Origin of the sequence: Zobellella iuensis (assembly GCF_016746085.1) — a bacterium.
Classification (GTDB): Bacteria; Pseudomonadota; Gammaproteobacteria; order Enterobacterales; family Aeromonadaceae; genus Oceanimonas; species Oceanimonas iuensis.
This window is the reverse complement of record NZ_JAERTZ010000014.1, coordinates 56,514-80,678: the sequence shown is the minus strand read 5'-3', so window position 1 is coordinate 80,678 and position 24,165 is coordinate 56,514. Positions and strand designations below refer to the sequence as shown.

Here is a 24,165-nt window from a genome sequence, read left to right as displayed (position 1 = left end):
CCGAGCGGGAACCCAGAAAAACCAAGGAGAGACAACGATGGCGATGGTACGACTGAACAACCCCTTCACCGGCGAAACCGTCTTCGAACAGGCCTCGGCCAGCTTCGGCGCGGTGGCGGAAAAACTGGCCCTGGCCCGGGCCGCCTACCGGCGCTGGTCGCGGGTACCGGCGCCGGAGCGGGCACGCCGGCTGCGCGCCGCCCTGGAGGTATTCCGGGCGGCAGAGGACGAGATCAGCACCGCCATCGCCCGGGAGATGGGCAAGCCGAAGACGGCGGCGGCCGAAGAGCTGCGCTACATGATCGAGCGGGCGGAATACATGTGCCGCTTTGCCGAGGACGGGGCGCTGGCGGATCTGGATCTCTCGGCCTATCACGATGCCGACTTCCAGGGCCGCATCCGCTACCGGGGCAAGGGCATCGTCTATATCATCAGCCCCTGGAACTACCCGCTGTTCACCGCCATCAACGGCGTGGTCTGCGCCCTGCTGAGCGGCAGCGCCGTGCTGCTCAAGCACACCACCACCCCCTCGGTGGGGCGCCTGTTCGAACGGGCCTTCCACACCCTGGGCGATCAGGCGGATCTGCTGTTCAACATCACCGTCGACTATGAGGTGTCCGCCGAGATCATCGAGCGGGGCGACATCGACCAGGTGGTGTTCACCGGCTCGGTGCAGGGCGGGCGGGTGATCCAGCAGAGCATCGCCCGGCGGGCGCTCAACGATCAGCTGGATTCCCCCTTTATCGAGGCCGCGCTGGAGCTCGGCAGCAACGACGCCTGCTACATTGCCGAGGACGCCGATCTGGAGCAGGCCCTGCTGTGGGCGGTGAAGATCGGCCGGCTGCACAATGCCGGCCAGTCCTGCTGTGCGGTCAAACGGCTCTACGTGCACGAGTCCCTGTACGACGCCGTGGTGGAAGGCGCCAGGGCCATCATGGTCGCTGAGGTCAACGGCGACCCGCTGCGGCCAGAGACCACCCTGGGGCCCCTGTTCGGCGGCAGGGCGGCCATCGACGGCCTGCTGGAGCTGGTGGCGGATGCCACCGCCAGGGGCGCGACCCTGGTGACCGGCGGATCGCGGGAGACCCTGGCGGGCTGCGACTTCATTCAGCCGACCCTGGTGGCCGGGGTGGATCACGGCATGCGCATCATGAAGGAGGAAACCTTCGGGCCCGTGCTGCCGGTGATGAAGGTACGCAGCGACGAAGAGGCCTTCGGCCTGGTCGCCGACACCCGCTACGGGTTGACCGCTTCCATCTTCACCCGTTCGCGCGCCAGGGCCAATGCCTTTATCGAGGCGCTCGATTTCGGCACCCTCTACGTGAACCGCTGCAACTTCGTCGACGCCCGCCTGGGCTGGATCGGCCACCGCCACTCCGGCAACGGCTCCCTGGCGCTGTCGCCGGAAGGGCTGCGCGCCTTCAGCAGCAAGAACTCGCTCAACATCAACGGCGCCGCCCTGGAGGACTGAACATGGCCTATTACGATCGGCTGGACGAGCATGGCCTGGCGGTGCTCGACTATGTGCGCGCCCGGCGGCACGACTTCCATCGCCATCCGGAGCTGTCCTGGTGCGAGTTCCGTACCACGGCGGTGCTGTGCCGGGAGCTGGCGCAGATGGGCTTCAGCGTCCGCTGGGGACGGCCGCTGTGGGGGGAACTCAGGCCCCACAACCTGCCGCCCCGGGAACAGCTGGACGCCGCCTTCGCCGCCGCCCGGGCCGAACTGGGGGAGGGGGATCCCTACCTGGCGGAGATGGCGGGCGGCTTCACCGGCCTGGTGGCCGAACTCGACTGCGGCGGTGGGCCCCACCAGGCCTTCCGCTTCGATATCGACGCCCTGCCGGTACAGGAGAGCGGTGGCTGCGACCACTCGCCCTGCGGGGCCGGCTTCGCCTCCGTGGTGGACGGCCGGATGCACGCCTGTGGCCACGACGGCCACATGGCGGTCGGCCTGGGCCTGGCCCGGCTGCTGGCCGAGCACAAGGCGGCGCTGAAGGGGCGCTTCACCCTGCTGTTCCAGCCGGCGGAGGAAGTGGCCGGGGGCGGGGTGCACTTTGCCCGCCTGCCCCAGCTGCAGGGGGCGGACCGGCTCTATTCGGTGCATGTGGGCATCGTCGACCGGCCGGTGCTGGTGTGCGACGCCACCTGGATTGCCGGCAGCGTGTTCGAGGTGGTGTTCCGCGGCCGGCCCGCCCACGCGGGCAACAACCCCCACTACGGCCGCAACGCCCTGCTGGCCGCCTGCCAGGCGGTGACCGCCCTGTACGGCATCGCCCGCCACGGCGGGGGCGCCTCGCGAGTCAACGTGGGTGCCATGCACGCGGACAACCCCAACAACATCATCTGCGACGAGGCGCGGCTGCGCTTCGAGGTGCGCGGCGCCGACAACGGCATCCGCGACTACATGGCACAGCGGGCCCGGCAGGTGATCGAGGGGGCGGCGGCGATGCAGGAGGTGACGGTAGAGATAACCCCGCTCACCCGCTTCGAGAGCCATCCCAACCACCCGGCGCTGGCGGCCTGGATCAAGGAACAGGCGCTGGCCTTCGGCCTCGGGGCCGGGGATATTCAGGACAGCTACCAGGTGCCGGCCAGCGAGGACGCCACCTTTATGACCCGGGCGGTGAACGAGGGCGGTGGCCAGGCCTGCCACCTGCTATTCGGCTGCCCGGTGGTGGGCGGGCACCACAACAGCCGTTTCGACATTCCCGATCCCCTGCTGGCCTGGGGCAGCAGCTTCTATTTTCACCTGGCCCGGCAGATGCTGGCTTCCTGGGACCCCGGCCAGTTTAAAGTCTAATCAGATGGTGATTGTCTGCTGCAACCGAGAAAAGAGGCAATCCCTGCTGCCTCTTTCAGCCTCCGATGTCGCCTGATGTGGTGCCGGCAGGCGGCACCGGGGCGTTAGGGAGGATAAAGTGCACTGCTGCGCCGGCCGATCGCCGGCATTTTGATGGGTTCCATCCGGGTATTAAACTTTTTTGTAAATGATCAAATGCTGTGAGTGCGGTCACGCAACCGCCGCCCGCCCGGACGCCAGGGTTGCCGAGCTGTTTTTTAAATGTAAAATCCCGCCGACTTGCCAACTGGCTGGTCAACTTATCTATAAAAATAACTAATAACAGATAATCTGTTCAGGTCTTGCTGAGGAATACATATGAAAGGTTCTCTCTCTGCCCGCATCTTCACCGGCCTGTTCGCCGGTCTGCTCATCGGCAGCATGATTCAGTATCTCTTTACCGGCGTCGCCTTCCTGAATGACGGGGTGGTCGGCCTGGCCGAGGGGGTGGGCGGCATGTTCGTGTCGCTGATCAAGCTGATGGTGGTGCCCCTGGTCTATATCTCCATCGTCACCGGCATCTGCGAGCTGCGCGACATCAACAGTTTCGGCCGCCTGGGCAGCAAGACCTTCGGGCTTTATATCGTCAACACCGTCCTGTCCATCGCCGCCGCCATCCTGGTCGGGGTGATCTTCCAGCCCGGCCTGGGCGCCAGCCTGCCCCATGGTGCCTCCGACGCCGTCGAGCTGGCCACCACCGAAACGCCCAATATCGGCGCCATGCTGGTGGGCATAGTGCCCAGCAACCCGGTGCAGGCCTTCGCCTCCGGCGACATGCTGCAGATCATCTTTATGGCCATTCTTACCGGCCTGGCCATCCAGGGACTGGGGGCCACGGCGGCGCCTGCGGCCCGCGCCTTCCGCATGGCCAACGAGGTGATGATGAAGCTGGTGGGCCTGGTGATGGTCCTGGCTCCCTACGGCGTGTTCGCGCTGATGATAAGCCTGGGCGCCACCCTGGAGGCGGACACCCTGATGTCGGTGGCCGGCTACGTGGCCCTGGTGGTGCTGGTGCTCGGTTTCTGGATACTGGTGGCCTATCCGCTGGCGGTATGGCTGAGCACCGGTATCCGGCCCGGCGCGTTCCGCAAGGCCACCCGGGAGCAACTGCTGTTCTCCCTGTCCACCGCCAGCTCCAACGCCACCATACCGGTGACCATGCGCACCCTGACCGAGAAGCTGGGGGTATCCCGGGCCATCGCCGGTTTTGGGGTGCCGCTCGGCGCCACCATCAACATGTCCGGCTCCGCCATCTACATCACCCTGGCGGCCATCTTCGCCGCCAATATTTCCGGCACCCCCATCCCCGCCGGCGATCTGCTGACCGTGGGCGTGACCGTACTGCTGATGTCCGTGGGCGTGGGCGGTGTGCCCGGCGGTGCCGTGGTGATGGCCGGGGTGCTGCTGCACCAGATGGGGCTGCCGATCGAGGCCATGGCCATCATCATGGCGGTGGACCGCATCAACGACATGTTCTGTACCGCTTCCAACGTGGTGGGCGACACCGCGGTCAACACCATAGTGGCCAGGATGGAAGGCAACCCGGACCGCCTGGAAGAGGCGGCCGGGCTGTCGACCATAGAGGAAAAATCCTAAGCAGGAAAAAAAACCGCCGGCCGGCGGTTTTTTTTATCCCTGGGCCTGCCCTTGCGGAGCGAAAGGCAGGGGAAATACCCTGTCGTAGGCCAGGTTGTAGAGATAGGCATACACCAGGTAGAAAGTGGCCATGGCGATATCCATGAGGAAGGCTTCCCACAGGGTGATGCCCAGGTGCCAGGCGATCATCGGCAGGAACAGCAGCAGCAGGCCGCCTTCGAACAGCAGGGCATGAGCTATCCGGATCGGCGTGGTCTTGCGCACATCTCCCCTCAGCCTGAGCAGGGCATGGTCGAACAGCAGGTTGTAAAGATAGTTCCAGACCGTGGCGATGAGGGAGCCGACCAGCGCCATCAATCCCATGTCGAGCAAGTTGTGGTTGAACAGCAGGCTGGCCAGGGGGGCGAAAATCAGCAGGCCGACGATTTCAAATCCCAGGGTATGGCGAATACGGTCTTTGGTGGTGCGCATGATATCTCCTCCGTAGTGATATGCTTTGATGGCGATTCTATCTGCTAATATCGAGGGTAAAAGTTAGCTAGTATCGGATTGACAGATAGATGAGTTTTTCCCTGGAACAATTGCAGGCTTTCGTGGCCACGGTAGAAACCGGCTCCTTCTCCGCCGCCGCCCGCCGCCTGGGCAAGGCCCAGTCGGTGGTGAGCACGGCGGTGGCCAACCTGGAGATCGATCTCGACAACCCGCTGTTCAGCCGCGAGGGCCGCTATCCCCGGCTGACCCCGGCCGGGGAGCGGCTACTGGCGGAGGCGCGGGTGATCCTGGAGCGTTGCGAACACTTTCGCGGCCTGGCCAAGAGCCTGGGGGAAGGGGTGGAAAGCCGGCTGGTGCTGGCGGTGGACGAACTCTACCCTTCCGACCAACTGGGGCGGCTGATGGATGAGTTCGCCCGCCGCTTTCCCAGCGTCGAGCTGGAGCTGCTGTTTCCGCTGATGGAGGACGTCAGTCGCATGGTGCTGGAGGAACGGGTCGATCTGGGCATCATGTGGCGCCAGGAAATCCTGCCTTCCTCCCTCAACTTCCATGCCCTCGGCTGGGTGCCGATGAAGATCGTCTGTGCCCCCGGCCATGCCCTGGCCGGCCAGCGGGTGGACTGGGAGGAGCTCAAGCGCCACCGCCAGCTGATGGTGGCGACCCGCAACGACAGCGAAGAAAAGGTGCGGTTGCGGGTGGCGTCCGAGGTGTGGTGGGTGGAAAGTCACTGGGTCATCGTCGAGCTGGTGCAGCGCAACCTGGGCTGGGCCTATGTGCCCGAACACATCGTGGCCCGGGCCCTGGGCGAGGGGCTGCTGGTCTCCCCCCGGCTGGCGTTCGACGAGACCGACTGGCAGGTGGCGCTGGAGCTGATTTGGCACAAGCAGCGGCCTCTGGGCAAGGCCGCGTCCTGGCTGAAGAACGCGGCCATCAGCGGCGCTCAGTCCACCAGATCGTAGGGCAGGGGCTGCAGATGCAGCCGGCTGTCGGGCTGATCTTTGAGCCGGAGCACGGCGTCCGCCTCCAGATCCTTGTTGAGCACGGCGGTCAGCAGGCAGTCTTCGCCCTGTTGCCAGTGGCTCAGTACGGTGCCGGCCCGGCGCCAGTTGTCGCCCAGTTGCAGTTCCAGATCCTGGTTGACGGCAATGGGGTCGGATGCCTTGCCGGCCAGCACGAACATGGCCTTCTTGTTGGCGCCCCGGTACTTGGCCCGGGCCACGGTTTCCTGGCCCATGTAGCAGCCCTTGGTGAAGCTGATGCCGCCGAGGGCCTGCAGGTTGAGCATCTGCGGGATATATTCGCCCTGGTGTTCGGCGCCCATGTCGGGCAGCCCGGCCTGGATCATCAGCCCCTGCCATTCCTGCTCGCTGCCCCTCGGCAGTTCGGGCAGCTCGGCGTCCAGCGGCAGCAGCAGCAGCGCATGTTCGGCCGCCACCGGGATAACGATGCCGCCCTGCCACAGGTTGCCGTCGCCCACATGGTTATTGAGCCAGTGGGACAGGCCTTCGCCGGCCAGGCCGAACAGCTGCCAGCGGTCGCTGGCGTCTTCGAGCTCGACCCTGGAAAACACCGCGAACTTTTTCAGTTCGGGCAACTGGCGCTCGAGCAGGGAATGGTTCAGCACCAGCAGCAACTGCTCACCCAGGTTGGCCAGCCAGAAGGGCGCCCACAGCTTGCCCTTGGCATCGCAGTGGCCGCCGGGACAGGCGTCGCCGGCCTCGAGGGCGGCCACGTCGCAGGTGACCTGGCCCTGCAGGTATTTGGTTCTGTCGTCGCCGGCCAGGCTGAGCACGGCCCTGTCGCTGAGGGGATAAAGTACGGGAGAAGAAGCGATAGTCAACACGGGTACATCCTCTGTTGTCTATAAAGAAGTGTGACCCTCATGGTAAAGATGGCCAACATATTTGTCAGTACTCATTCGACCTTATAACATGGGCTTTGTTTTATTTTTTGGAAGCGAAGATGCTCAATACCTCTGATAAACCCCGCCTGATCTGGGCTTGCCGCCGCGGCATGCTGGAGCTGGATGTGATCCTGGCCCCCTTTGTCGAGCACGAGTACGACGCCCTGGACGAGGCCCGCAAGGCGGTGTTCCGGCGTTTGCTGGAGTGCGATGACCCGGATCTGTTCGCCTGGTTCATGGGCCACGACCGCTCGCAAGACGCCGAATTGCAGGACATGGTGGGCTATATCCTTGAGCGCAACCAGGTTCGCAATCAGCGCTGAGCCGTCGCTGCTGCATCGCTGCTACCTGATGGCGGCGGCAAGCATGCTCTGGCTGCCCGCTTCGCTCTGGCTGGAGGCGGACAGGCTGGCCTGGTTCCTGCCCGGCTGGCTGCTGGCGCTGTGGTGGCTGGGGCGCAAGGGGGCGGAATACCGGCTGGAAGGGGAATTCAACCAGGGGGTGCTCAGCCTCAACGGGCGCAGTGGGGTGTTGTCCCGCCACAGCCGGGCCGGGCCCGGCTTTTTGCTGCTGGTGCTGGAAGGCGACCCCTGGCCGCCGTTCTGGCTGTTCCAGGACGCGGTGCCGGAGAAGGTGTTCCGGCGCCTGTCCCGGCAGGTGCTGACCGGCGCTTAGCCGGCCAGGTAGTTGTCCGGCGTCAGTACGGTGGGCTGGGGGGCCGCCAATTGCTCCGGGTAGTCCAGGGTGAAGTGCAGGCCGCGGGATTCCTTGCGCTCCATGGCCGACAGCACGATAAGCTCCGCCACCTGCACCAGGTTGCGCAGCTCCAGCAGGTTGTTGCTGACCCGGAAGTTGGCGTAATACTCCTGGATCTCCTGCTTGAGCAAGTCGATGCGCCGCTTGGCCCGTTCCAGCCGCTTATCGGAACGCACTATGCCCACGTAATCCCACATAAACAGCCTGAGCTCATGCCAGTTGTGGTGGATCACCACTTCTTCATCCGAGTTGGTCACCTTGCTCTCGTCCCACAGGGGCAGCATGGGCGGCTCCGGGGTGTCCGCCAGCTTGGCCAGCATATCCGAGCCTGCGGCGCGGGCGAACACGATGCATTCCAGCAGGGAGTTGGAGGCCATGCGGTTGGCGCCGTGCAGGCCGGTGTAGGACACCTCGCCGATGGCGTAGAGGCCTTCGATATCGGTACGGCCCTGCATGTCGACCATGACGCCGCCGCAGGTATAGTGGGCGGCGGGCACCACCGGCATCGCTTCCCTGGTGATGTCGATGCCTACCTTGAGGCAACGTTCATGGATGGTGGGGAAGTGCTTGACGACAAAGTCGGCCGGCTGGTGGCTGATGTCCAGGTACATGCATTCGGCGCCCAGGCGTTTCATTTCATGATCGATGGCGCGGGCCACGATATCGCGCGGCGCCAGTTCGGCCCGTTCGTCGTAGTCGGGCATGAAACGGCTGCCGTCGGGGCGCTTGAGCAGGGCGCCCTCGCCGCGCAGGGCCTCGCTCAGCAGGAAGTTGTTATCGGCCGGATGATAGAGGCTGGTGGGGTGGAACTGGTTGAACTCCATGTTGGCCACCCGGCAGCCGGCGCGCCAGGCCATGGCGATGCCGTCGCCGGAACTGACGTCCGGGTTGGAGGTATACTGGTAGACCTTGGAGGCACCGCCGGTGGCCATGGCGATGAACTTGGCGCGCACCGTTTCCACCCGTTCCTTGTTGCGGTTCCACACATAGGCGCCGAGCACCCGGTTGCCGGGCAGGCCCAGCTTGGCGGTGGTGATCAGGTCGAGGGCGTTGACCCGCTCCAGGATATGGATGTTGGGATGCTGCTGCACCTGTTCGGTGAGCGTCATCTGTACCGCCCGGCCGGTGGCGTCGGCGGCGTGGAAGATGCGCCTGTGGCTGTGGCCGCCTTCCCGGGTGAGGTGGTAGGAAGGCTCACCCTCGGCCGACTCTTCGGTATCGAAGGGCACGCCCTGGCCGATCAGCCATTGGATGGCGCCGGGGGCCTGGCTGGCGGTAAATTCCACCACTTGTTCATCGCACAGGCCGGCGCCGGCGATCAGAGTGTCGGCCACGTGGGATTCGATGCTGTCGGTTTCATCGAACACGGCTGCGATGCCGCCCTGGGCGTAGAGGGTCGCCCCTTCGGCCAGCGGGCCTTTACTCAGCACATGAACCCTGGCATGGTCGGCCAGCTTCAGCGCCAGCGACAGGCCGGCGGCACCGCTGCCAATGATGAGTACGTCGCAGAGGTATTCAACAGGATCCTTCATAAAGTATCATTGGCCCGGTATGGATAATATTTCTATGTTATCCCAAGCTGAGCACAGGCGCAGCCGGAATCATCTATCTCAAATGAGTTCAGAACTTTTTCCCGCACCCGGAGTCTACTAAAGGTGCGCTATCACGGGCCGGTGGCACAGCACTGGAATAATCGGAGGTTACGCGGCTCGCATGAGCGATCATTTAACGGACCAGCAGCTGGTTGAACGGGTCCAGCGCGGCGATAAGAATGCGTACAACCTGCTGGTAAGAAAATATCAACATAAAGTGGCGAACCTGGTGTCCCGATACGTGTCCAACCATGGAGACGTACCAGATGTAACCCAGGAGGCCTTTATCAAGGCCTACCGGGCCCTGCCCGGCTTCAGGGGCGAAAGTGCGTTTTTTACCTGGTTGTACCGGATTGCGGTGAATACCGCCAAAAATTATCTGGTTTCCCAGCGGCGGCGGCCTCCGGGCTCCGATGTTGAAATTGAAGACGCGGAATATTACGAGGGTGGCGAGGCGCTGAAAGAGCTGTCGTCACCGGAAAACCTCATGTTGTCGGACGAGATCAAGCGGGCGGTATTTGAGACCATTGATGCGCTTCCGGAGGATCTTAAAACGGCGATTACCTTGCGAGAGCTGGAAGGGATGAGCTATGAAGAAATTGCCAGCGTGATGGACTGTCCGGTCGGGACGGTTCGTTCCCGGATTTTCCGGGCACGGGAGGCAATTGACAAGCGGGTCCAGCCTTTACTTCAGGGTTGAACGGGGAATAAATGTTATGGCAAATAAAGAGCATATCTCGGCACTGGTGGACGGAGAAATCCAGGACAAGGTGCTGTTGGAACGGCTTGGCCGCGACAGCGAGCTGGCAGAGACATTTGGCCGCTATCATCTTTACGGCGACGTCATGCGTAACGAGTTGCCGAACTACCTTCAGCTCGACTTAAGTGACCGGATAGCGGCGGCGCTGGAGCAGGAAGCCGCCATTCTGGCGACCCCAGCACCGGACACGGGTGAGCGGCGCCAGGCCAAGGTGCTGCGGCCCCTGTTCGGACGGGTGGCCCCCTTGGCGCGCCAGCTCGGCCAGTTTGCGGTAGCGGCCTCGGTGTCGGCGGCCGTGATTTTCGGGGTACAGCAATACAGCCAGAATGATCCCCAGGCGCCGGTGCTCAATACCGTGCCCCTGAGTGGTGGCGCAGCCCCGGTCAGCCTCAACTATCAGGCGGACTCCCGCGAGGTGCTGAATGAGCAGGCCCTGCTGGAGCAGCAGCGTAAAATCCATGCGCTGTTGATGGATCATGAATTGCAGCAGCGGCTGCGCCAGAACTGAGGGTAACCCGATTTGATCATGAGCGGACTGCGTACCCTTGTCCTCGCGCTGGCCTGGACTTTCTCCGCTTCGGTCATGGCAGAGGCAGGGCCGGCCGAAACCCTGCTGCAGCAAATGCAGCAGGCCTATCGCCAGCTCAATTTCGAGTTGACTCTGGTTGAGTCCAGCCAGGGGCAGCTCGAGCCCAAACGGCTCACCCGCGGCCATTTCGACGGCCAGGTGCTGACCCATCTTACCCACCTCAACGGCCGGCCGCGGGAATATGTGCAGCGGGACGACGAGATCAGTTTTTTCGATGCCAGCCACGATGGTTATACCCTCAAGCATTCGCGTCTGCCCGGTTTGTTCAATCGCCTGCAGCTGATGTCGCTGGAGCCTGTTCTGAAGCACTATGATGCGGTCATTGCCGGGCGCAGCCGGGTGCTGGGGCGGGTGGCTCAGGTGGTGCGGCTGGTGCCCAGGGCGGATCATTATTACGGCTACGTGCTCTGGCTGGATCAGGAATCCGGTCTGCTGCTCAAGCTGGACACCCTGGACAAAGACGCCGGGCTGGTGGAGCAGAGCATGGGGGTGGCCCTGCATATCAGCGAGGAACCTGCCGCCTTTCTGCGTGAGCTGAAAGCGGCCAGCCTGCCGCCGGCCATGTCCCCGGCCGAGGTGTACCCGGCGCCTCAGCAGCCGTTGCCCTGGCAGGCCGGGTGGCTGCCGCAGGGCTTTGAGGTGAGATCCCAGGACAAGCACAAGTTGCCGGTCACCGAGCAGCCGGTGGACTATCTGATGGCATCCAATGGCGTGGTGGATGTTTCCGTCTATGTGGCTCAGGCCGGGATTGGCGCCGAACCGCAGCAACAGCTGGTGCGTCAGGGTGCCACCCACCTGGTCAGCCTGGTCAACCCGGCACGGGTTGAGGTGACCGTGGTGGGGGATATCCCGGCGGATACCGCCCGCCGTATCGCCGAGTCGATCCAGCCCAAGGCCGTCAATCCATGATCGAAGAGGTGGCGACGGTCGTGGCGGTAGGCGAGGGTGGCGTCGAGGTCGCCTGTTTCGGCAAATCGGCCTGCGGTCAGTGCCGGCAGAGCAGCCACTGCGGTACCGGCCTGGTGGCCAAGGCCCTGCCCGGGCGCGAGCATCGTTTTTTTATCGCCACCGGCCTGCCGCTCAAGGTGGGCGAACAGGTGCGCATCGGCATTCCCGAGCACAATCTGATCACCAGTGCCCTGCTGGTCTATCTGTTGCCGCTGCTGCTGCTGCTGGGCGGCGCCCTGCTGGCCAGCCTGGTGCTGGGCCTGGGGGACGGCGGTGCCCTGGCGGGGGCCGCCGTTGGCGGCAGCGCCGGCTTTATCCTGGCTTCCCGTTTATCCCGCCGTGGGGGCAGAGCGCTGAGCGAGCCGGTGCTTATCGGGGCCCTGCTCCCGGTCGTCAAGATCGACTAAGGATTGGCCACGGTAGCGCGAATCCAGTAGAATCTCGCCTTTGACTCTCGCTTTCAGACTACGGACTCCTTATTGCATCATGAAGCATATTCGTAATTTCTCCGTCATCGCTCACATAGACCACGGCAAGTCCACCCTGTCCGATCGCCTGATCCAGGTGTGCGGCGGTTTGTCGGATCGGGAAATGCAGGAACAGGTGCTCGACTCCATGGATCTGGAGCGGGAGCGCGGCATTACCATCAAGGCTCAGAGTGTGACCCTGAACTACCAGGCCAATGACGGCATCCAATACCAGCTGAACTTTATCGATACCCCCGGGCACGTGGATTTTTCCTATGAAGTCTCCCGTTCCCTCGCCGCCTGTGAAGGTGCGCTGCTGGTGGTGGACGCGGGTCAGGGCGTTGAGGCACAGACTCTGGCCAACTGCTATACGGCCCTGGACATGGATCTGGAAGTGGTGCCGGTGCTGAACAAGATCGATTTGCCCCAGGCCGAGCCGGAGCGGGTGGCCCAGGAAATCGAGGACATCGTCGGCATCGACGCCATCGATGCGGTGCGCTGCTCAGCCAAGACCGGCCTGGGCGTGGACGACGTGCTGGAAACCATAGTGCACAAGATCCCGGCGCCGGAAGGCAATCCCGAAGGGCCGTTGCAGGCGCTGATCATCGACTCCTGGTTCGACTCCTACCTGGGGGTGGTTTCGCTGGTGCGGATCAAGCACGGCAACCTGAGAAAGAATGACAAAATCAGGGTGATGAGCACCGGCCAGGTATGGGGCGTGGATCGCATCGGCATCTTCACCCCCAAACAGAAAGATACCGATGGCCTCAATTGCGGCGAAGTGGGCTGGGTGGTGTGCGGCATCAAGGAAATCCACGGCGCGCCGGTGGGGGATACCCTGACCCATGCCAAACATGGGGCCGACAGCCCTCTGCCCGGCTTCAAGAAGGTCAAGCCCCAGGTGTACGCGGGCCTGTTCCCTATCTCCAGCGACGATTACGAGGCCTTCCGTGACGCCCTGGACAAACTGTCGCTGAACGACGCCTCCCTGTTCTATGAACCGGAAACCTCCAATGCCCTCGGCTTCGGTTTCCGCTGCGGCTTCCTCGGCATGCTGCACATGGAAATCATCCAGGAGCGGCTGGAGCGGGAATACGATCTGGATCTTATCACCACGGCGCCGACCGTGGTGTACGAGGTGGTCAAGACCGACGGCGAGACCGTCTACATCGACAGCCCCTCGCAGCTGCCGGCGGTGAACCACATCGAGGAGATCCGCGAGCCCATCGCCGAGTGCAATATTCTGGTGCCCCAGGAATATCTGGGCAACGTCATTACCCTGTGCATCGAGAAGCGCGGCATGCAGACCAACATGGTCTACCACGGCAACCAGGTGGCGCTCAGCTACGACATCCCCATGGCGGAAGTGGTGCTCGATTTCTTCGACCGGCTCAAGTCCTGCAGCCGCGGCTATGCCTCGCTGGATTACGGCTTCAAGCGGTTCGAGGCGGCGGACATGGTGCGCCTGGATATCATGATCAACGGCGATCGGGTCGACGCCCTGGCGATCGTGACCCACAAGGACAACGCCCAGTACCGGGGTCGCCAACTGGTGGAGAAGATGCGCGAGCTGATCCCGCGGCAGATGTTCGACATCGCCATTCAGGCGGCCATCGGCAACCATATCATCGCCCGCAGCACGGTGAAGGCCCTGCGCAAGGACGTGACCGCCAAGTGCTACGGCGGTGATGTCAGCCGCAAGAAAAAACTGCTGGCCAAACAGAAGGAAGGCAAGAAGCGGATGAAGTCGCTGGGCCGGGTCGATATCCCCCAGGACGCCTTCCTGGCCATATTGCACGTAGGTAAGGACAAGTAACCATGGCGAGTACCTTTGCCCTGATCCTGGTGCTGGTGACCTTGGTCACCGGTATCATCTGGGCCTGTGACAAATGGATCTGGGCCCCCCAGCGGGCCCGCAAAATTGCCGATGCCCAGCAGGTATATGGTAACAAGGTGGACAAGTCCGCCCTGGCCAAGGCCGCCACGGCGCCGGGCTGGATCGAGCAGGCCAAGTCCATCTTCCCGGTGATCGGTGCGGTGCTGGTGCTGCGCTCCTTTATCTACGAGCCCTTCCAGATCCCGTCCGGATCCATGATGCCCACCCTGCTGGTCGGCGACTTCATCCTGGTGGAGAAGTTCGCCTACGGCCTGAAGGAGCCGGTCAGCAATACCAAGATTATCCCCACCGGCGAGCCCAGGCGCGGTGATGTGGCGGTGTTCAAGTACCCGGAAGATACCCGTATCGATTATATCAAGCGCATCGTCGGGTTGCCGGGGGACCGGCTCGTCTATCGGGACAAACAGCTCTACCTCAAGCCCGCCTGCGACGGGGGCGAGTGCCCCGATTTTGCGCCTGTGCCCCTTGAATTCGAGCACAGCGGCGAATTTACCCAGATGGGCATACCGCTCGAGCGCTACCGTGAGCACCTGACCGAACGCCCCCATGACATACTGCGCAATCCGTTATTGCCGGATCGGGTGTCCATGTATTACCGCCAGCCGGGTACGGCCCGGGACGAGTGGGTGGTGCCGGAAGGCCATTACTTCGCGGTGGGTGACAACAGGGACAACAGCACCGACAGCCGGTTCTGGGGCTTTGTGCCCGAGCAGAACCTGGTGGGACGGGCGGTTGCCATCTGGATAAGCTTTGAGTTCGAACGTAACGCCGACAGCTGGTTGCCTTCCTGGGTACCGAGTGACGTGCGCTTCAGCCGCATAGGCGCCATTCATTGATGAAAAAACTGAATCTTCTGCAAAAAAAACTGGGCCATAGCTTCAACGACGAAACCCTGCTGGTGCGGGCCCTGACCCACCGCAGCGCCGGTTCCCGCCACAACGAGCGGCTGGAATTCCTGGGGGACTCCATCCTCAGCATGGTGGTGGCCGATGCGTTGTTTCACCGCTTTCCCAAGGTGAACGAAGGGGACATGTCGCGCATGCGCGCGACCCTGGTACGGGAAAAGACCCTGGCCGAACTGGCGCGGGAGTTCGAGCTGGGGGAATACCTGATCCTGGGCCCGGGGGAACTGAAAAGTGGCGGTTACCGGCGCGAGTCTATCCTGGCGGACGCGGTGGAAGCCCTGATTGGTGCCGTCTACCTGGATACCGATATCGAGCGGGTGCGCGAGCTGCTGCTGTCCTGGTATGACGAGCGGCTCAACGATATCCAGCCCGGCGTGGAACAGAAAGATCCCAAGACCCGGCTGCAGGAACTGCTTCAGGCCAAACGCAAGCCCTTGCCCACCTACACAGTGGTGGACGTGATCGGAGAGGCCCATAATCAGAAATTTACCGTGCACTGTCTGGTAGACGGCTTGCCCGATCCGGTGATTGGTATAGGTACCAGTCGCCGCAAGGCCGAGCAATCTGCCGCCGAACATGCCCTGGATACCTTGCTATGACAGATCAAGAACAAACTTACTGCGGCTTTATCGCCATCGTGGGCCGCCCCAACGTGGGCAAGTCCACCCTGCTGAACCAGCTGCTGGGGCAGAAGGTGAGCATCACCTCGCGCAAGCCGCAGACCACCCGCCACCGCATCATGGGCATTGACACCGAGGGGGCCTATCAGGCCATCTATGTGGATACCCCCGGGCTGCATATCGAGGAGAAGCGGGCCATCAACCGGCTGATGAACCGGGCGGCTACCAGCTCGCTGGGTGATGTGGAGATGGTGGTGTTCGTGGTGGAAGGCACCAAGTGGACCGCCGATGACGACATGGTGCTGAACAAGTTGCGCCACATCCATTGCCCGGTGGTGCTGGCGATCAACAAGATCGACAACGTCCAGAGCAAGGACGAGCTGCTGCCTCATATCCAGTGGCTGTCCCAGCAGATGAATTTTGCCGATATCGTGCCCATTTCCGCGGAAAAAGGCACCAATGTGGACACCATTGCCAAGCTGGCCCGTTCGCGGCTCAAGCCGTCGCTGCACTATTTCCCGGAAGACTACATCACCGACCGTTCCTCCCGCTTCATGGCGGCGGAAATCATCCGTGAAAAGCTGATGCGCTTTATGGGCGAAGAGCTGCCCTATTCGGTGACGGTGGAGATCGAGCGCTATCAGGTCAACGAGCAGGGGGTCATCCATATCAACGGCCTGATCCTGGTGGAACGCAGCGGCCAGAAAAAGATGGTGATCGGCAACAAGGGCGAAAAGCTCAAGGTGATCGGCACCGAGGCGCGGCTGGATCTGGAGCGGCTGCTCGAACAGAAGGTGTTTCTCGAATTGTGGGTCAAGGTCAAGTCGGGCTGGGCCGATGATGAGCGAGCCCTGCGCAGCCTAGGGTATGGCGACGACTGACATGGCGTTCGCCGCCTTTGTCATCCATAGCCGGCCCTACCGGGAAACCAGCCAGCTGGTGGACGTCTTTACCCGGGAGCAGGGCCGCCAGAGCCTGGTGGCCAAGGGCAGCCGCCAACCCCGCTCACCACTCAAGGGGCTGTTACAGCCCTTTGTGCCGTTAAGGCTCGCTTTCGCCGGCAAGGGCGAGCTGAAAAATCTGCACAGCGCCGAAGCGAGTGGCCCGGCCATCCCCTTGACGGGGGCAGCCCTGTACAGCGGCCTTTACCTCAACGAGCTGCTCTATTATCTGCTGGAAACCCAGACGCCCTTCGACGAGGTGTTCGAGGCTTATTATAAAACGCTGAAAAAACTGGCAAGCGGTGATGCTATAGAACCATGTTTGCGTCATTTTGAGTTTTATATGCTAAATATACTGGGTTATGGCGTGGACTTCACCCAGGACGCCCTGACCGGCGATGCCATCCGCCCCGAAGGCTGGTATGGCTATCAGCCGGAATCCGGTTTTATCGCCCTGGCGCAGGCCGAGCCCGGCGCCTATCCGGGGGAGCATCTGTATGCCCTGGCCGAGCTGGATCTGAGCCGAGTCGAGGTGCTGGCTTCCGCCAAACGCTTCAGCCGCCAGGCGCTGGGGCCCTATCTCGGCGGTCGCCCGTTGCGCAGCCGGGCCCTGTTCATCAAAGGAAAGAGAGGAAGTCGCAGTGAGTGAATTGTATTTAGGGGTCAATATCGATCACATTGCCACCTTGCGCAATGCCAGGGGCACCAGTTACCCGGATCCGGTGCAGGCGGCGGCGGTGGCCGAGCAGGCCGGTGCCGATGGCATTACCGTTCACTTGCGGGAAGACCGCCGCCATATCATCGATCGGGATGTGGAGATCCTGGGCCGGACCATCCAAACCCGGATGAACCTGGAAATGGCGGTCACCGAGGAGATGCTCGATATCGCCTGCCGTATCAAACCGGCGTTTGTCTGCCTGGTACCGGAAAAACGGGAAGAAGTGACCACCGAGGGTGGGCTGGACGTGGCCGGCCAGCTCGACAAGGTGAGAGCCGCGGTGCGGCGACTGAGCGAGGTGGGCATCAAGGTATCGCTGTTCATCGATGCGGACAAGGCGCAGATCGACGCGGTGGTGGCCGCCGGCGCACCCTATATCGAGATCCACACCGGTCATTATGCCGATGCGCCCAACGAGGCCGAACAACTGGCCGAGCTCAAGCGTATCGCGGCCTCCGCCGCCTACGCCCATGATCTGGGGCTGAAGGTGAACGGCGGCCACGGCCTGCATTACCACAACGTCAAGCCGATCGCCGCCATTCCCGAGATGCTGGAGCTGAACATCGGCCATGCCATCATTGCCCGCGCCGCCTTCGACGGCCTGGAAAAAGCCATTCGCGATATGAAGCGGCTGATGCGCGAAGCCCGTCAGGGCGTTTGAGCCGTAAGCTGTACGCTTTCAGAAAAACCCCGAACTGGCGCGCTCGGGGTTTTTTGTAGGGACGAGAGTATGCAGGGGAAGGTAGTGTTTGTACCGAGTGTTTTTCTTATGGCTGACAGCTTGTCGCCGACAGCTGCATTCTCCTCACTCCTCACCGGGTTATAAATACCTCTTCACTTCTTCCCGGATCTGCCCCATCCGTTCTTCCAGCTCCAGCAGTTCGGGCTCCAGCTCTTCCACCGGCTGTTTGGCCAGCAGGGCCTTCTCCAGTTGTGCCACCAGCGCCTGCAATTGCGGCACGCCGCAGTAGGCGGTGCCGCCGTGCAGCTTGTGCAGCGGGGGGTAGAGGTATTCGCCGTCGAGCTCACCGGACAGGGCCGCACCCAACAGCGGCTCGAATTCATCGAAGCTGTGCAGCAACATGCTCAGCATGTCTTTCGCCAGCGGCTCCTTGCCTCCGGCCCGCTTCAACGCCAATGGCCAGTCGATCTGCCCCTGCGCCGGCTGACGATGACCGAAACGCTCGATGATACGGGCCAGGATGGCTTCGTCGATGGGTTTGGCCAGGTAGTCGTCCATGCCCTTGCGCAGCAGCCGATCCCGCTCGCCTTCGATGGCATGGGCGGTGACCGCCACTATGGGCGTACTGGCGTTGGGACCGCCTTGGGCGCGGATTTCCCGGGTGGCCTGGATGCCGTCCATTACCGGCATCTGGATATCCATAAAGATGATGTCGTAGCGGTTGACCGTGGCCAGGTTCAGCGCCTCCCGGCCGTTGGTACAGCTTTCCACCTGGCTGACCTGTTCGCTCAGCATGGCGCTGATCAGCTTGAGGTTGGCCGGGTTGTCGTCCACCGCCAAGACCCGGAGCGGCTGTTTGTGGGAAGGGGGGGCCAGGGTGATCTGCAGCATGGCCTCGGGGGGGAGGCTATCCTGCTCCACCAGGGCATGGGCCAGCTTCTGGTAGTGTACCGGCTTGGTCAGGCAGTAACCGGCGCCGGTCTTGAGCAGGGCATCGACCAGGGTCGGATCGGTGGAGCTGAGCAGCACCACCACCTTGTTGTCGTACTCTTTTTGCCTGAGGATATCCTGCTCCATCTGGCTGGGCAGGGTATGGGGGCCGAAGCCCAGCAGGGCAGTGTCGATACGAACCCCCGGATAAGGCTCGTGCAGCACCTGAACGCCCCACTCCCGCAGCAGGGCGGTGGTGGCGCGCCGGCTGAAGTTATCCTCCTCCAGATAGAGCACCGTCTTGTGGCTGAGTTCGGCCAGCGGCAGGGGCTCGGCCAGAGGCAGGGCCGCCCGGCCCAGCTCCAGGGTGAAGCTGAACACCGAGCCCGAGCCCAGCTCCGAATAGAGTTCGATATCGCCGGCCATCTGGTGTACCAGCTTCTGGGTGATCACCAGGCCCAGGCCGGTGCCGCCATAACGGCGGGAGATGCTGGAGTCGGCCTGGTTGAAGGCCTGGAACAGCTGGCGGCGCTGGCTGTCGGAAATGCCGATGCCGGTATCCTGCACATGAATGCACAGGGCGGCCCGATCCGGCTGGCTGGCCGGACGGGCATCGACCCGTACGTCCACGTTGCCCTGTTCGGTAAACTTGATGGCGTTGCCCACCAGGTTGGTGAGCACCTGCTGCAGCCGCAACGGGTCGCCCACCAGGCTGTCGTGTACCGCCGCATCCACCCTGAGCGACAGCTCCAGTCCCTTGTCGTGGGCGCTGGGGGCGAGCAGGGTCATCACTTCCTGCAGGGTATCGCGCAGGGAGAAGGGGATCTGCTCCATCTTCAGCTTGCCCGCCTCCAGCTTGGAGAAATCGAGGATGTCGTTGATGATGCCGAGCAGGTTCTGGGCCGACTTCTCTATGGTCTTGAGATAGTCCAGCTGGTTTGGTGTCAGCCGGGTCTTTTGTAGCTGGCGGGCGAAGCCGATCACACCGTTGAGCGGGGTGCGCAGCTCGTGGGACATGTTGGCCAGGAACTCGGTCTTGACCCGGGCGGCCTCCTGGGCCCGCTTCTTGGCCATGTCCAGCTCGATGTTCTGGATCTCTATCTGTTCCAGGGTTTCGCGCAGATCCGAGGTGGCCTGATCGATGTTCTGCTGCATCTCGTCGTGGTATTCCGACAAGGACTTGGCCATGGCGTTGATACCGTTCTTGAGCACTTCCAGCTCGCCGGTGAATTCCCCGCTGACTCGGGTATCGAGCCGGCCTTCGCGGATCTTGTACACGGCGCTGACCATGTCGGTGATCGGCTGGGACACGCCCTTGATCAGGCGGATGCCGAACAGGGTGCTGAAGCTGACCCCGAGCAGCACGATCAGGCCGGCGAAGAAGCTGTCCCTGTAGTGCACCAGCATGGCCGAGTCGTTGGTCAGTTGCATGGACACATAGCCGATGGGGGTGGAAGAGGATTCTTCCCACAGGGCATCGATACGGATGTTGTCGGTCACCACCGGGGTGCGCAGTATGATGCCCTCGGGGCCGGTTTCCACCAGGGTCACCCGGGGCAGGGGCAGCTCCTCGGGCAGGCGCATGACATGGAAGTCGCGGTGGTAGTTGGACGTCACCAGCAGCCGGCCTTCCAGATCGAACAGGGCGATGGACTTGACCAGGGGGCTGTTGTTGCGGTGAATGTTGCTGAGCAGGCGGTTGAGCGCCTCCCGGTTGCGACTGGTCAGGGCCAGCTCGCTGGCCAGGGCCAGGGGCTCGATCACATTGACCCCCTGGCGGATCAGGGCTTCTTCCAGCTGCTGATAACGGTTCACGGAAAAATAACCGGCCAGCAGTATGCCGATGATCAGGGTCGGTAATATGGTAAAAGCCAGTACCCGGGCTCGCAGGCCGTATTTGGTCATAGGGGGCTAATGTGGGAGAATGCGCATTCAAATCAACAGATGCTTATGATGACATAGCCGGTCCGAGGGCTCCACGTTTTATGGTTCAGTTCTTCAAGGTCAAAAAGCCCGATGTCCAGGCGCAGGCACCGCTGGAGGTCGAGATCCTCGAGCTCAACGCCCATGGCGTGGGGGTGGCCCGCCACAAGGGCAAGCCGCTGTTCGTGTCCGGCGTGCTGGCCGGCGAACAGGTGCGGGTAAAGCTGACCGGCCAGAACAACAAGTACCAGACCGCCGACCTGGTCAAGGTGCTGAAGCCATCCCCGCAGCGGCTGAAGCCCTTTTGCCCCTATACCGCCCAGTGCGGCGGCTGCTCGCTGCAGCATGTGCCGGTCGCCGTCCAGCGGGAGTTGAAGGCCCGCGCCGTGGCCCGGCTGTTCGCCCGTCACGGGGTCGAGACCCTGCCCGAGCCGGAGTGGCTGCGCGGGGCCGAGCAGGGCTACCGGCGGGTGGCCCGGCTGGCGATCCGCCGCCAGGGCAAGGGCATAGCGCTGGGCTTTCGTCGCCAGCAGTCCCATGAGCTGGTGGAGATCGAGCGGTGCGGCGTGCTGCAACCGGCGCTGTCAAGCCTGATAGTGCCGCTGCGCCAGCTGCTTAACCGATTGAAAGCGGTCAGGCAGCTCGGGCATCTGGAGCTGTATGAGGCGGCCGAGGGAATAGCCCTGTTGCTGCGTCATACGGGCAGCCTGCCGACCCGGGACCTGGATATGCTGCTGGCCTTCGCCCAGGAGCGAAGCCTGGCGCTGTTTTTACAGGATGATACCGGGCGCCGTCCGTTACACGTTCCTTTTCCACTTTACTATCAGATAGATAATATTAAGCTGGCGTTTTCTCCCGGTGACTTTATCCAGGTCAACGGCCGGCTCAACGAGCAGATGGTACGGCAGGCCCTGGAGTGGCTGGCGGCCGAGCCGGAACAGCCGGTGCTGGATCTGTTCTGCGGCGTGGGCAATTTTTCCCTGCCGCTGGCGGCGTCCGGGCATCCGGTGGTCGGGGTGGAGGGGGTGATGGAAATGGTGGAGCAGGCCCGCGGCAACGCGGAAGACAACGGCCTGAGCCTGGCCCGTTTCTACCGCGCCGATCTGGCCGCCGACTTCACCCGGGAGCCCTGGGCCCGGGAAGGTTTCGAACGAGTGTTGCTGGATCCGGGACGGGCCGGCGCCGAGCAGGTGGTGCCCTATCTGCTGAAGCTCTCGCCCGAACGGCTGCTTTATGTTTCCTGTAACCCGGTGACCCTGGCCCGGGACAGCGAGGCCTTGCTGGCGGGGGGCTACCGGCTCAGCCGGCTCGGCCTGATTGATATGTTCCCCCATACGGTCCATTGCGAAGCGATGGCCTTGTTTGAACTCAGTTAAGGGACGCTTATGGTTTCAGTGCGCGATACCCATCTTAAATCGACCTTCAGCCTGGCCGAGTGGGCGGCGACCCTGCCCCTGGAAGCGAAAGAAAGGGATAAGCTGACCTCGGTGTACGAGTATTGCCGGCGGCTGGAGGCATCGCCCGAGGCGGAGCAGCGGCTGCTGGCCGAGGGGGTGGAGATGGTGGGCATACTGCTGACCCTGAGCATGGATCTGGATACCCTCAAGGCGGCGCTGCTCTATCCCTTCCTGGAAACCGGCTACCTGGACCTGGAGCGGGCACGGCTTGACTTCGGCGACAATATCGTCCGCCTGCTGCAGGGGGTGGCCGATATGGAAGCCATCCGTTCGCTGCAGCATGTGCACAGCGACAAGAGCTCCGAGGCCCAGGTCGACAGGGTTCGTCGCATGCTGCTGGCCATGGTGGAAGACGTACGGGCGGTGGTGATCAAGCTGGCCGAGCGCATCACCTGCCTGCGCGAGGTGAAAAGCGCCGATGAGGAAACCCGGGTGCTGGTGGCCAAGGAGATCGCCAACATCTACGCGCCGCTCGCCAACCGGCTCGGTATCGGCCAGCTCAAGTGGGAGCTGGAGGATCTGTCGTTCCGCTATCTGCATCCGGACACCTACAAGCGCATCGCCAAGCTGCTGGACGAGAAGCGGCTGGCGCGGGAAGCCTATATCGATGACTTTGTATCCGGACTCAGGAAGGCGCTGAAAGAGGCGGAGATCGAGGCCGAGGTGTATGGCCGACCCAAGCATATCTACAGTATCTGGCGCAAGATGCAGAAGAAGAGCCTGGACTTCGACGAGTTGTTCGACGTGCGGGCGGTGCGGGTGGTGACCAAGCACCTGCAGGACTGCTACGCGGCCCTGGGGGTGGTGCACACCCAGTGGCGTCACATCCCCCGGGAATTCGACGACTACGTGGCCAACCCCAAGCCCAACGGCTACCAGTCCATCCATACGGTGGTGATCGGCCCCGAGGGCAAGACGGTGGAGATCCAGATCCGCACCGATCAGATGCACCAGGATGCGGAGCTGGGGGTGGCGGCCCACTGGAAGTACAAAGAAGGTGCGGCCGGCGCCAGGCAGAGCGGCTTCGAGGAAAAAATCGCCTGGCTGCGCAAGCTGCTGGCCTGGCAGGAAGATATGGCCGAGAGCGGCTCCCTGGTGGACGAGTTGCGCAGCCAGGTGTTCGAGGACAGGGTCTATGTGTTCACGCCCAAGGGGGAAGTGGTGGACATGCCGGCCGGGGCCACCCCGCTCGACTTCGCCTACTATATCCACAGCCAGATCGGCCACCGCTGCATCGGCGCCAAAATCGACGGCCGCATAGTGCCCTTCACCTACCAGTTGCAGACCGGCGATCAGGTGGAGATCATCACCCAGAAGCAGCCCAATCCCAGCCGGGACTGGATGAACCCCAACCAGGGCTTCTTGCGCACCAGCCGGGCCCGCTCCAAGGTGGCCACCTGGTTCAAGAAGCAGGACAGGGACAAGAACATCCACGCCGGCCGCGAGGTGCTCGACAAGGAGCTGGACCGCCTGGGGCTGACCTTCTCCCAGATCGACAAGAAGGCGCTGGAGCGGTTCAATGTGGCCAGCCTGGATGACCTGCTGGCCGGCATCGGCGGCGGCGACCTGCGCATCAACCAGTTGCTCAACTACCTGCAGGGGCAGCACAAGAAACCGACCAGTGCCGAGCAGGACGAGCAGGTGCTGCGCCAGCTGGAGCAGAAGGCGGCCAAGAAACCCCAGGAGCACAAGGCCCATGGCCATATAGTGGTGCAGGGGGTGGGCAACCTGCTGACCAACACCGCCCGTTGCTGCCAGCCTATTCCGGGCGACGAGATCATCGGTTTCATCACCCAGGGGCGGGGCATCTCCATCCACAGGGCCGACTGCGAGCAGCTCAAGGAGCTGGCGGCCCAGCACCCGGAGCGGATGGTGGACGCGGTCTGGGGCGAGAACTATTCCGGCGGCTACAACCTCACCATGCGGGTGGTGGCCAACGACAGATCCGGCCTGTTGCGGGACATCACCACCATACTGGCCAACGAGAAGATCAACGTGATGGGCGTCAACAGCCGCTCCAACCGCAAGCAGCAGACCGCCATCATCGACATGGAGCTGGAAGTCTACAATATCGACACCCTGAGCCGGACCCTGGCCAAGATCAGCCAGCTGCCGGACATACTGGAAGCCAAGCGGCTGTAATAGGGA

Annotated in this window: 22 protein-coding genes; 18 read left to right on the top strand and 4 right to left on the bottom strand. The window is 62.9% G+C overall.

Annotated elements, in window-relative coordinates:
* Positions 1-37 precede the first annotated feature (37 nt).
* The 3 genes from JKV55_RS06090 to JKV55_RS06080 all read left to right on the top strand — a co-directional run bounded on the left by JKV55_RS06090 (position 38) and on the right by JKV55_RS06080 (position 4,437).
* Positions 38-1,471, top strand: coding sequence for an aldehyde dehydrogenase family protein (locus JKV55_RS06090; protein WP_202083248.1), 1,434 nt, complete (start codon positions 38-40; stop codon positions 1,469-1,471).
* 2 nt (positions 1,472-1,473) lie between these two features.
* On the top strand, positions 1,474-2,802 hold the full coding sequence (locus tag JKV55_RS06085) for an amidohydrolase (RefSeq protein WP_202083246.1): 1,329 nt from the start codon (positions 1,474-1,476) through the stop codon (positions 2,800-2,802).
* A 357-nt stretch (positions 2,803-3,159) separates the two neighbouring features.
* Positions 3,160-4,437 (top strand): dicarboxylate/amino acid:cation symporter, encoded by a 1,278-nt coding sequence (locus JKV55_RS06080; RefSeq protein ID WP_202083244.1) that lies wholly within the window; start codon positions 3,160-3,162, stop codon positions 4,435-4,437.
* Between the two features lie 33 nt (positions 4,438-4,470).
* Here the strand turns inward: JKV55_RS06080 and JKV55_RS06075 are convergent, their stop codons facing one another.
* On the bottom strand, positions 4,471-4,908 hold the full coding sequence (locus JKV55_RS06075; protein ID WP_202083242.1) for a PACE efflux transporter: 438 nt from the start codon (positions 4,906-4,908) through the stop codon (positions 4,471-4,473).
* A gap of 89 nt (positions 4,909-4,997) precedes the next feature.
* Between JKV55_RS06075 and JKV55_RS06070 the strand changes: the two genes are divergently transcribed.
* The gene (locus JKV55_RS06070) at positions 4,998-5,888 is read left to right on the top strand and encodes a LysR family transcriptional regulator (RefSeq protein ID WP_202083240.1); all 891 of its coding nucleotides are present in this window, start codon (positions 4,998-5,000) and stop codon (positions 5,886-5,888) included.
* On the opposite strand, the gene ygfZ is transcribed toward JKV55_RS06070, so the two are convergent.
* The gene (ygfZ, locus tag JKV55_RS06065) at positions 5,870-6,772 is read right to left on the bottom strand and encodes a CAF17-like 4Fe-4S cluster assembly/insertion protein YgfZ (RefSeq protein ID WP_202083238.1); all 903 of its coding nucleotides are present in this window, start codon (positions 6,770-6,772) and stop codon (positions 5,870-5,872) included. The genes JKV55_RS06070 and ygfZ overlap by 19 nt on opposite strands.
* Positions 6,773-6,891: 119 nt before the next feature.
* Between ygfZ and JKV55_RS06060 the strand changes: the two genes are divergently transcribed.
* Positions 6,892-7,155, top strand: a complete 264-nt coding sequence (locus JKV55_RS06060) for an FAD assembly factor SdhE (protein WP_202083236.1) — start codon at positions 6,892-6,894, stop codon at positions 7,153-7,155.
* The gene (locus JKV55_RS06055; protein ID WP_202083234.1) at positions 7,124-7,507 is read left to right on the top strand and encodes a protein YgfX; all 384 of its coding nucleotides are present in this window, start codon (positions 7,124-7,126) and stop codon (positions 7,505-7,507) included. Before JKV55_RS06060 ends, JKV55_RS06055 begins: the two co-directional genes overlap by 32 nt.
* On the opposite strand, the gene nadB is transcribed toward JKV55_RS06055, so the two are convergent.
* Positions 7,504-9,120 (bottom strand): L-aspartate oxidase, encoded by a 1,617-nt coding sequence (gene nadB / locus JKV55_RS06050; protein ID WP_202083232.1) that lies wholly within the window; start codon positions 9,118-9,120, stop codon positions 7,504-7,506. The two genes, JKV55_RS06055 and nadB, sit on opposite strands and share 4 nt — an antisense overlap.
* Before the next feature lie 181 nt (positions 9,121-9,301).
* Here nadB and rpoE point away from each other — a divergent pair, with 181 nt between their 5' ends.
* The 10 genes from rpoE to pdxJ all read left to right on the top strand — a co-directional run bounded on the left by rpoE (position 9,302) and on the right by pdxJ (position 17,686).
* Positions 9,302-9,880 (top strand): RNA polymerase sigma factor RpoE, encoded by a 579-nt coding sequence (rpoE, locus tag JKV55_RS06045; protein WP_202083230.1) that lies wholly within the window; start codon positions 9,302-9,304, stop codon positions 9,878-9,880.
* Between the two features lie 16 nt (positions 9,881-9,896).
* Complete coding sequence (locus JKV55_RS06040) at positions 9,897-10,448, top strand: sigma-E factor negative regulatory protein (protein ID WP_202083228.1); 552 nt, start codon at positions 9,897-9,899, stop codon at positions 10,446-10,448.
* An 18-nt stretch (positions 10,449-10,466) separates the two neighbouring features.
* On the top strand, positions 10,467-11,438 hold the full coding sequence (locus tag JKV55_RS06035; protein ID WP_202083226.1) for a MucB/RseB C-terminal domain-containing protein: 972 nt from the start codon (positions 10,467-10,469) through the stop codon (positions 11,436-11,438).
* Entirely contained in the window at positions 11,435-11,884 is a 450-nt protein-coding gene (locus tag JKV55_RS06030) for a SoxR reducing system RseC family protein (RefSeq protein WP_202083224.1), read from the top strand. Before JKV55_RS06035 ends, JKV55_RS06030 begins: the two co-directional genes overlap by 4 nt.
* A 79-nt stretch (positions 11,885-11,963) precedes the next feature.
* Positions 11,964-13,760, top strand: coding sequence for a translation elongation factor 4 (gene lepA, locus JKV55_RS06025; RefSeq protein WP_202083222.1), 1,797 nt, complete (start codon positions 11,964-11,966; stop codon positions 13,758-13,760).
* A 2-nt stretch (positions 13,761-13,762) separates the two neighbouring features.
* The gene (gene lepB, locus JKV55_RS06020; protein ID WP_202083220.1) at positions 13,763-14,677 is read left to right on the top strand and encodes a signal peptidase I; all 915 of its coding nucleotides are present in this window, start codon (positions 13,763-13,765) and stop codon (positions 14,675-14,677) included.
* Complete coding sequence (gene rnc / locus JKV55_RS06015; RefSeq protein WP_255511242.1) at positions 14,677-15,345, top strand: ribonuclease III; 669 nt, start codon at positions 14,677-14,679, stop codon at positions 15,343-15,345. Before lepB ends, rnc begins: the two co-directional genes overlap by 1 nt.
* Positions 15,342-16,247 carry a GTPase Era gene (gene era, locus JKV55_RS06010; RefSeq protein ID WP_202083217.1) on the top strand — a complete coding sequence of 302 codons (906 nt, stop codon included), beginning with the start codon at positions 15,342-15,344 and terminating at the stop codon, positions 16,245-16,247. The genes rnc and era overlap by 4 nt, the downstream gene beginning before the upstream one ends.
* A gap of 1 nt (position 16,248) precedes the next feature.
* A complete protein-coding gene (gene recO / locus JKV55_RS06005; protein WP_202083312.1) occupies positions 16,249-16,956 on the top strand; it encodes a DNA repair protein RecO in 708 nt (235 codons plus the stop codon).
* Positions 16,949-17,686: a pyridoxine 5'-phosphate synthase gene (gene pdxJ / locus JKV55_RS06000; protein ID WP_202083215.1), complete on the top strand. Its 738-nt coding sequence runs from the start codon at positions 16,949-16,951 to the stop codon at positions 17,684-17,686. Before recO ends, pdxJ begins: the two co-directional genes overlap by 8 nt.
* A gap of 159 nt (positions 17,687-17,845) precedes the next feature.
* Here the strand turns inward: pdxJ and barA are convergent, their stop codons facing one another.
* On the bottom strand, positions 17,846-20,542 hold the full coding sequence (gene barA, locus JKV55_RS05995; RefSeq protein WP_202083213.1) for a two-component sensor histidine kinase BarA: 2,697 nt from the start codon (positions 20,540-20,542) through the stop codon (positions 17,846-17,848).
* A gap of 80 nt (positions 20,543-20,622) precedes the next feature.
* On the opposite strand from barA, the gene rlmD reads away from it, so the two are divergent.
* Positions 20,623-21,936 (top strand): 23S rRNA (uracil(1939)-C(5))-methyltransferase RlmD, encoded by a 1,314-nt coding sequence (rlmD, locus tag JKV55_RS05990; RefSeq protein WP_202083211.1) that lies wholly within the window; start codon positions 20,623-20,625, stop codon positions 21,934-21,936.
* Between the two features lie 9 nt (positions 21,937-21,945).
* Positions 21,946-24,159, top strand: a complete 2,214-nt coding sequence (relA, locus tag JKV55_RS05985; RefSeq protein WP_202083204.1) for a GTP diphosphokinase — start codon at positions 21,946-21,948, stop codon at positions 24,157-24,159.
* Positions 24,160-24,165 lie beyond the last annotated feature (6 nt).

Bases quoted from the DNA above. Each gene is read 5' to 3' on its own strand.
- rnc (WP_255511242.1), top strand. From the start codon at position 14,677: ATGAAAAAACTGAATCTTCTGCAAAAAAAACTGGGCCATAGCTTCAAC.
- rpoE (WP_202083230.1), top strand. From the start codon at position 9,302: ATGAGCGATCATTTAACGGACCAGCAGCTGGTTGAACGGGTCCAGCGC.
- era (WP_202083217.1), top strand. From the start codon at position 15,342: ATGACAGATCAAGAACAAACTTACTGCGGCTTTATCGCCATCGTGGGC.
- nadB (WP_202083232.1), bottom strand. From the start codon at position 9,120: ATGAAGGATCCTGTTGAATACCTCTGCGACGTACTCATCATTGGCAGC.
- JKV55_RS06085 (WP_202083246.1), top strand. From the start codon at position 1,474: ATGGCCTATTACGATCGGCTGGACGAGCATGGCCTGGCGGTGCTCGAC.
- JKV55_RS06030 (WP_202083224.1), top strand. From the start codon at position 11,435: ATGATCGAAGAGGTGGCGACGGTCGTGGCGGTAGGCGAGGGTGGCGTC.
- recO (WP_202083312.1), top strand. From the start codon at position 16,249: ATGGCGTTCGCCGCCTTTGTCATCCATAGCCGGCCCTACCGGGAAACC.
- JKV55_RS06040 (WP_202083228.1), top strand. From the start codon at position 9,897: ATGGCAAATAAAGAGCATATCTCGGCACTGGTGGACGGAGAAATCCAG.
- JKV55_RS06080 (WP_202083244.1), top strand. From the start codon at position 3,160: ATGAAAGGTTCTCTCTCTGCCCGCATCTTCACCGGCCTGTTCGCCGGT.
- rlmD (WP_202083211.1), top strand. From the start codon at position 20,623: ATGGTTCAGTTCTTCAAGGTCAAAAAGCCCGATGTCCAGGCGCAGGCA.
- JKV55_RS06035 (WP_202083226.1), top strand. From the start codon at position 10,467: ATGAGCGGACTGCGTACCCTTGTCCTCGCGCTGGCCTGGACTTTCTCC.
- barA (WP_202083213.1), bottom strand. From the start codon at position 20,542: ATGACCAAATACGGCCTGCGAGCCCGGGTACTGGCTTTTACCATATTA.
- JKV55_RS06090 (WP_202083248.1), top strand. From the start codon at position 38: ATGGCGATGGTACGACTGAACAACCCCTTCACCGGCGAAACCGTCTTC.
- relA (WP_202083204.1), top strand. From the start codon at position 21,946: ATGGTTTCAGTGCGCGATACCCATCTTAAATCGACCTTCAGCCTGGCC.
- JKV55_RS06070 (WP_202083240.1), top strand. From the start codon at position 4,998: ATGAGTTTTTCCCTGGAACAATTGCAGGCTTTCGTGGCCACGGTAGAA.
- JKV55_RS06060 (WP_202083236.1), top strand. From the start codon at position 6,892: ATGCTCAATACCTCTGATAAACCCCGCCTGATCTGGGCTTGCCGCCGC.
- lepB (WP_202083220.1), top strand. From the start codon at position 13,763: ATGGCGAGTACCTTTGCCCTGATCCTGGTGCTGGTGACCTTGGTCACC.
- lepA (WP_202083222.1), top strand. From the start codon at position 11,964: ATGAAGCATATTCGTAATTTCTCCGTCATCGCTCACATAGACCACGGC.
- JKV55_RS06075 (WP_202083242.1), bottom strand. From the start codon at position 4,908: ATGCGCACCACCAAAGACCGTATTCGCCATACCCTGGGATTTGAAATC.